Here is a 6,075-nt window from a genome sequence, read left to right as displayed (position 1 = left end):
GCGGGCCACTGGCCCAGCCACGACCGGGTCAGTTCGTCGGCCAGCCATTGCGGGCTGCCCGCCTGCATCTGCGCGGTGGCGGCGGCCAGACCCTCGCGGCGCAGCATCTCGGCCGAGTAGCGCGCGGCCATCGCGGCCGGGGCGGTGTCGGGCGATCCGGTCCAGGCCGGCAGCGCGGCCAGCACCGCCACCACCCGGCTCGGGTGGCTCAGCGCCCACTCGGCGGCGACCGCCGCACCGATCGAGATCCCGCCCACCGCGATCGGCCCGGACCGGGCCGCGTCACAGAGCGCGTCGCGGTAGCTGTCGACGAGCCGGTGCGGCTGCGGCGGCGGTGTCACCACCACCGCGCCGGCCGCGTGCAGGGCCGGTCCGAACGCCCGGTAGACGAAGTCGTCGTCGGATCCCGTGCCGGGCAAAAGGACCGTGATCACGTCGCGCAGATTGACCGCCATGTGTCGATCGTGCCTGGTCGTGATGCCCGCGGCGACGCGACCCCACACGCGCCGCGGCGTAGTTAGCATCTGGGCACCAACAGGTCTACCGTGGCGTTGGTTCAACAGAATCCACAGTGGATGGCAGAAGATCAGGAGACGCCATGGCCACGGCCGAGGGATATCTTCGCCGGCTCACCCGACGATTGACCGAAGACCCGGAACAACGTGATGTCGAAGAGCTCAGCGGTGAGGCCGCCGGCACCGGCGCGCAGAAGGCGATCGACTGTCAGCGCGGTCAGGAAGTCACGATGATCGGCACCCTGCGCAGCGTCGAGTGCAACGGCAAGAACAGCACGGGCGGGGTCAAGGCCGAGCTGTTCGACGGCACCGACGCGGTGATGCTGGTCTGGCTGGGGCAGCGCCGGATCCCGGGCATCGAGACGGGCCGCACTCTGAAGGTGCACGGCCGAGTCGGCAAGCTCGACAACGGATCCAAGGCGATCTACAACCCCCGCTACGAGATTCAGCGGTGAGCGCCCCGGGTACCGATCCGGGCTCGCAGCAGACCACTCCTCCGGCACGCGGCGCCGCCGTCCTGGAGCAGATGGGCGGCATCAGCGGCCTGATCTACTCTTCGCTGCCCGTCGTGGTGTTCGTCCCCGTGTCGTCGGCGTTCGGGTTGATGCCCGCGATCGCGGCCGCGCTGGGCGTCGCGACCCTGATCCTGATCTGGCGGCTCATCCGCCGGGAGTCCACCCAGCCGGCGATCTCCGGCTTCTTCGCCGTCGGCATCAGCGCGCTGATCGCATATCTGGTCGGCGCGTCCAAGGGGTACTTCCTGCTTGGCATCTGGACGTCGCTGTTGTGGGCGGTGGTGTTCACACTGTCGGTGGTGATCCGCCGACCCGCCGTCGGCTACATCTGGGGCTGGGTGCACGCCGGCGACCGCCGCTGGCGCGAGGCCCGGCGGGCGGTGCTGGCCTTCGACATCGCGACGCTGGTGTGGGCGGTGCTGTTCGCATCGCGGTTCCTGGTGCAGCAGCACCTCTACGACGCCGACCAGACCGGCTGGCTCGGGGTGGCCCGTATCGCGATGGGCTGGCCGCTGACCGCGGTGGCCGCACTGGTCACCTATATCGCGATCCGGTCGGCTCAGCGGGCACTACGGGAGAGCGGCCTGCACGAGCCCGTCGCGCCGGAACAGCACAGCGGTACCGGTGCTCAGGCCGACGCGGACGCCGATGAGGCCGGCGAGGCCGCACGCGAGTCGAACGACCGACCTCACCGCGGCTGAGGTTTGAGCAGCAGCTCCCGTAGCTCGTGCTCGGCCTCGGTGACCGCGACGAACAGCAACTCGTCGCCGCCTTCGAGCGGCTCGTCACGCTCGGGCACGATCACCCGCGGTCCGCGCAGGATCGACACCAGCGTCACATCTCTGGGCAGCTCAAGGCGTTTGACCGGTTTGCCGCCCCACGGGGTGTCGTCGGGCAGCGTGATCTCGACCAGGTTGGCCTGCCCCTTGCGGAACTCCATCAGCCGGACCAGGTCGCCGACCGACACCGCCTCCTCCACCAGCGAGGCCAGCATGCGCGGGGTGGACACCGCGACGTCGACGCCCCACGCCTCGTCGAAGAGCCACTCGTTGCGCGGGTCGTTGACCCGGGCCACCACCCGCGAGACCGCGAACTCCGTCTTGGCCAGCAGGCTGAGCACGACGTTGGCCTTGTCGTCGCCGGTGGCGGCGATCACGACGTCGAACTCCTCCAGCTGAACCGATTCCAGCAGGCTGAGTTCGCAGGCGTCGCCGAGCCGCCAGTGCGCGGCCGGGATCGTGTCGACGTCGATGTGGTCGGGGTTGCGCTCCAGCAGGGTGACTTCGTGGGACTCCACGAGTTCGCGGGCGATGGACCGGCCCACCGCACCCGCCCCGGCGATCGCGACCTTCACGCGTCGGCCTCCTCGCTCGGCGGCAGCGCCGCGATGGCCAGCGCTTCGGCGATGTGCCCGGAGATCGCCGCCAGGTACACCTGGTCGCCGGCCTGGAGCACAGTTTTCACGTCCGGCAGCAGCCCCGCGCCGAAGCGGATCAGGAACGCCACCCGGCCCGCGGTCGCGGCCTCCAGATCGGTGACGCGGCGGCCGACCCAGGCCTCGTGCAACGACAATTCGGCGACCCCGACGTGGCCGCTGGGATCGCGCCACTTGGTGGTCTCGGTCTCCCGGGTCAGCACGTGGAGCAGCCGGTCGGTGGTCCACGGCACGGTGGCCACGGTGGGGATGCCGAGTCGTTCGTAGACCGCGGCGCGCTTGGCGTCGTAGATGCGCGCGACCACCCGCTGCACACCGAAGGTCTCGCGGGCCACCCGCGCGGAGATGATGTTCGAGTTGTCGCCGGAGGACACCGCGGCGAACGCGCCGGCGTGCTCGATGCCGGCCCGCACCAGCACGTCGCGGTCGAACCCCATCCCGAGTACGCGCTCACCCGGGAAGTCGGGGGAGAGCCGGTGGAATGCGGTGCCGTCGCGGTCGATCACGGCGACGTCGTGGCCGATCCTGGCCAGGCTGTCAGACAGGGATGCGCCGACGCGGCCGCACCCCATCACCACTACACGCACCTGACGGTCCTTTCCCGGACGGGGTCGCTGCAAACCCGTGCATCTCGGAACCTACCGCTTCCCGACGGTTCTGGGCCTTCGGGCATACCCTTGGCACTCGTGTCCAAGCTTTCGACCGTCGCCCGGCGCCTGGTGCTGGGCCGGCCGTTCCGCAGCGACAAGCTGTCGCACACCCTGCTGCCCAAGCGGATAGCGCTGCCGGTCTTCGCCTCGGATGCACTGTCCTCGACGGCCTACGCTCCCGAGGAGATCTTCCTCGTGCTGTCGGTGGCTGGGCTGGCCGCGTACTCGATGGCGCCGTGGATCGGGCTGGCGGTGGCGGCGGTGATGCTGGTCGTGATCGCGAGCTACCGCCAGAACGTGCACGCCTACCCGTCCGGTGGTGGGGACTACGAGGTGGTGACCACCAACCTGGGTCCCACCGCCGGCCTCACCGTGGCCAGCGCGCTGCTGGTGGACTACGTGCTGACGGTGGCGGTGTCGATGTCCTCGGCGATGTCGAACATCGGCTCGGCGGTGCCGTTCGTCAACGAGCACAAGGTCTGGTTCGCCGTCGTCGCGATCCTGGTGCTGGCGTCGTTGAACATGCGCGGGATCCGGGAATCCGGAACGGCTTTCGCGGTTCCCACCTACGCGTTCATGATCGGCATGTACGTGATGCTGGCGTGGGGCTTCTTCCAGATCTATGCGCTGGGCACCCCGTTGCGCGCCGAGTCGGCCGACTTCGAGATGCATTCCGAGCACGGTGACATCCTGGGTTTCGCGCTGGTTTTCCTGGTGGCGCGGGCGTTCTCGTCGGGCAGCGCGGCGCTGACGGGCGTGGAGGCGATCAGCAACGGCGTGCCGGCGTTCCGTAAGCCCAAGTCCCGCAACGCAGCGACCACTCTGTTGTTGCTCGGGGTCATCGCGATCACGCTGTTCATGGGGATCATCCTGCTGGCCAAGGCGATCGGCGTGCAGATCGCCGAACGTCCGCTCGAACAGCTCGGGGGTGCCCCGCCCGACTATCACCAGAAGACGCTGATCGCCCAGCTCGCCGAGACGGTGTTCCACGGTTTCCCGCTGGGGCTGTATCTGATCGCCTCGGTGACCGCGCTGATCCTGGTGCTGGCCGCCAACACCGCCTTCAACGGCTTCCCGGTGCTGGGATCGATTCTGGCCCAAGACCGTTTCCTGCCGCGCCAGCTGCACACCCGCGGGGACCGGTTGGCGTTCTCCAACGGCATCCTGTTCCTGGCCTTCGGTGCCATCGCGTTCGTGGTGGCATTCCAGGCCGAGGTGACCGCGCTGATCCAGCTCTACATCGTCGGGGTGTTTGTGTCGTTCACCCTCAGCCAGATCGGCATGGTCCGGCACTGGACCCGGCTGCTGCGCACCGAGACCGAGCCGGCCGCTCGCGCACGGATGGTGCGGTCCCGGCTGATCAACACCGTGGGTCTGCTGTGCACAGGCACCGTGCTGGTCATCGTCGTGGTCACCAAGTTCCTGGTGGGTGCGTGGATCGCGATCCTGGCGATGGCCGCGCTGTTCGGTGTGATGAAGCTCATCCACCGCCACTACGCCGCGGTGAGTCGCGAGTTGGACGCCCAGGCCGCCGAGACCGAGGACGTCGTGCTGCCCAGCCGCAACCACGCGATCGTGCTGGTGTCCAATGTGCATCTGCCGACGCTGCGCGCGCTGGCCTACGCGCGGGCTACCAGACCCGATGTGCTGGAGGCCATCACGGTCAGCGTGGACGACGCCGAGACCCGCCAGCTCGTACACAAGTGGGAACAGAGCGACATCGCCGTGCCGCTGAAGGTGATCGCGTCGCCGTACCGCGAGATCACCCGGCCCGTGCTCGACTACGTGAAGCGGGTCGGCAAGGACTCACCGCGTACGGTCGTCACCGTGTTCATTCCCGAGTACGTCGTGGGGCACTGGTGGGAACAGTTGCTGCACAATCAGAGTGCGCTGCGCCTGAAGGGCCGGCTGCTGTTCGAGCCCAATGTGATGGTGACGTCGGTTCCGTGGCAGCTGACGTCGTCGGAACGGCTCAGAAAGCTGGCGCCGCAGTCCGCGCCCGGAGATGCGCGCAAAGGATTCCTGGAATGAGCGACGATCTCGTCCTGACCACCACTGCCGCGGCCAACGGCGGGAGTTGTGTTGCCCGCCACGACGGCCGGGTGGTGTTCGTCCGCTACGCGCTGCCCGGGGAGACGGTCCGGGCGCGGCTGGTGGGCGACCGGGGTTCGTTCTGGAACGCCGACACCGTCGAGGTGCTCGAACCGTCCCCCGACCGCATCGACTCGCTCTGCCCGATCGCCGGGGTGCACGGTTCGGGGTGCTGCGACCTCGCGTTCGCCGAGCCGTCGGCGGTGCGCCGGATCAAGGGCGCAGTGGTGGCCAACCAACTGGTGCGGCTCGGTAACCACCATTGGCGTGACGAGTCCGACGCCGCCGCCGAACCGGTCGGTGACGGCCGGGCGACCGGGTGGCGTACCCGGGTGCGCCTGGACACCTCGGCCGACGGACGCGCGGGATTCCACCGCTATCACAGCGCCGAACTGGTGCACCGGCTCGACTGCGCCCAGCTGCCCGAGGGCATGCTCGACGGACTGGCCGAGACCCGGTGGCCCAAGGACAGCACGGTCCACGTCGTCGTCGACGACGACGGCGTCCGGCACGTCGCGCATTCCGGTCGCGGCAAGCGCACCACTGTCGTCGAGGGCGGTTACGAGGCGGTGCAGCGGGTCGGTGGCCGCACCTGGCAGGTCCCGGTCACCGCGTTCTGGCAGGCTCACCGCGGCGCGCCCGCGCTCTACAGCGGGCTGGTCGCCCAGTGGGCCCAGCTGCAGGCCGGGATGACCGCCTGGGATCTGTACGGCGGCGCAGGGGTTTTCGCCGCGGCGCTGGCCGAAGCGGTCGGGCCGACCGGGGCGGTGACGACCGTGGACACCTCCCGGGGCGCGTCGCGGGCCGCGCGTGCGGCACTGGCCGACCTCGACAACGTGACCGTGGTGACCGATTCGGTGCGCCGCGCG

Annotated in this window: 7 protein-coding genes; 4 read left to right on the top strand and 3 right to left on the bottom strand. The window is 69.5% G+C overall.

The window, feature by feature from the left end; genetic code table 11:
- Positions 1-455 (bottom strand): alpha/beta fold hydrolase (locus tag MVA01S_RS28070; RefSeq protein WP_435405983.1); only part of this gene is annotated, 455 nt, incomplete at its 3' end.
- Between the two features lie 143 nt (positions 456-598).
- On the opposite strand from MVA01S_RS28070, the gene MVA01S_RS28065 reads away from it, so the two are divergent.
- Together MVA01S_RS28065 and MVA01S_RS28060 are read left to right on the top strand one after the other, a co-directional pair.
- Positions 599-970, top strand: coding sequence for an OB-fold nucleic acid binding domain-containing protein (locus tag MVA01S_RS28065; protein WP_003933999.1), 372 nt, complete (start codon positions 599-601; stop codon positions 968-970).
- Positions 971-1,041: 71 nt separating this feature from the next.
- Positions 1,042-1,731: a DUF3159 domain-containing protein gene (locus MVA01S_RS28060; RefSeq protein ID WP_086006127.1), complete on the top strand. Its 690-nt coding sequence runs from the start codon at positions 1,042-1,044 to the stop codon at positions 1,729-1,731.
- On the opposite strand, the gene MVA01S_RS28055 is transcribed toward MVA01S_RS28060, so the two are convergent.
- Together MVA01S_RS28055 and MVA01S_RS28050 are read right to left on the bottom strand one after the other, a co-directional pair.
- Positions 1,719-2,384: a potassium channel family protein gene (locus MVA01S_RS28055; protein ID WP_003934001.1), complete on the bottom strand. Its 666-nt coding sequence runs from the start codon at positions 2,382-2,384 to the stop codon at positions 1,719-1,721. The two genes, MVA01S_RS28060 and MVA01S_RS28055, sit on opposite strands and share 13 nt — an antisense overlap.
- Positions 2,381-3,052, bottom strand: coding sequence for a potassium channel family protein (locus MVA01S_RS28050; RefSeq protein WP_003934002.1), 672 nt, complete (start codon positions 3,050-3,052; stop codon positions 2,381-2,383). The genes MVA01S_RS28055 and MVA01S_RS28050 overlap by 4 nt, the downstream gene beginning before the upstream one ends.
- A 99-nt stretch (positions 3,053-3,151) precedes the next feature.
- Here MVA01S_RS28050 and MVA01S_RS28045 point away from each other — a divergent pair, with 99 nt between their 5' ends.
- Both MVA01S_RS28045 and MVA01S_RS28040 read left to right on the top strand, forming a co-directional pair.
- Positions 3,152-5,146, top strand: a complete 1,995-nt coding sequence (locus MVA01S_RS28045) for an APC family permease (RefSeq protein ID WP_003934003.1) — start codon at positions 3,152-3,154, stop codon at positions 5,144-5,146.
- Positions 5,143-6,075: class I SAM-dependent RNA methyltransferase (locus MVA01S_RS28040; RefSeq protein ID WP_060941784.1), on the top strand; the 933-nt coding region annotated here is incomplete at its 3' end. The genes MVA01S_RS28045 and MVA01S_RS28040, both read left to right, overlap by 4 nt.

Source organism: Mycolicibacterium vaccae NBRC 14118 = CIP 105934, from assembly GCF_001552715.1.
Classification (GTDB): Bacteria; Actinomycetota; Actinomycetes; order Mycobacteriales; family Mycobacteriaceae; genus Mycobacterium; species Mycobacterium vaccae.
This window is presented reverse-complemented; position numbering and strand designations above follow the sequence as displayed.

Bases quoted from the DNA above. Each gene is read 5' to 3' on its own strand.
- MVA01S_RS28060 (WP_086006127.1), top strand. From the start codon at position 1,042: ATGGGCGGCATCAGCGGCCTGATCTACTCTTCGCTGCCCGTCGTGGTG.
- MVA01S_RS28065 (WP_003933999.1), top strand. From the start codon at position 599: ATGGCCACGGCCGAGGGATATCTTCGCCGGCTCACCCGACGATTGACC.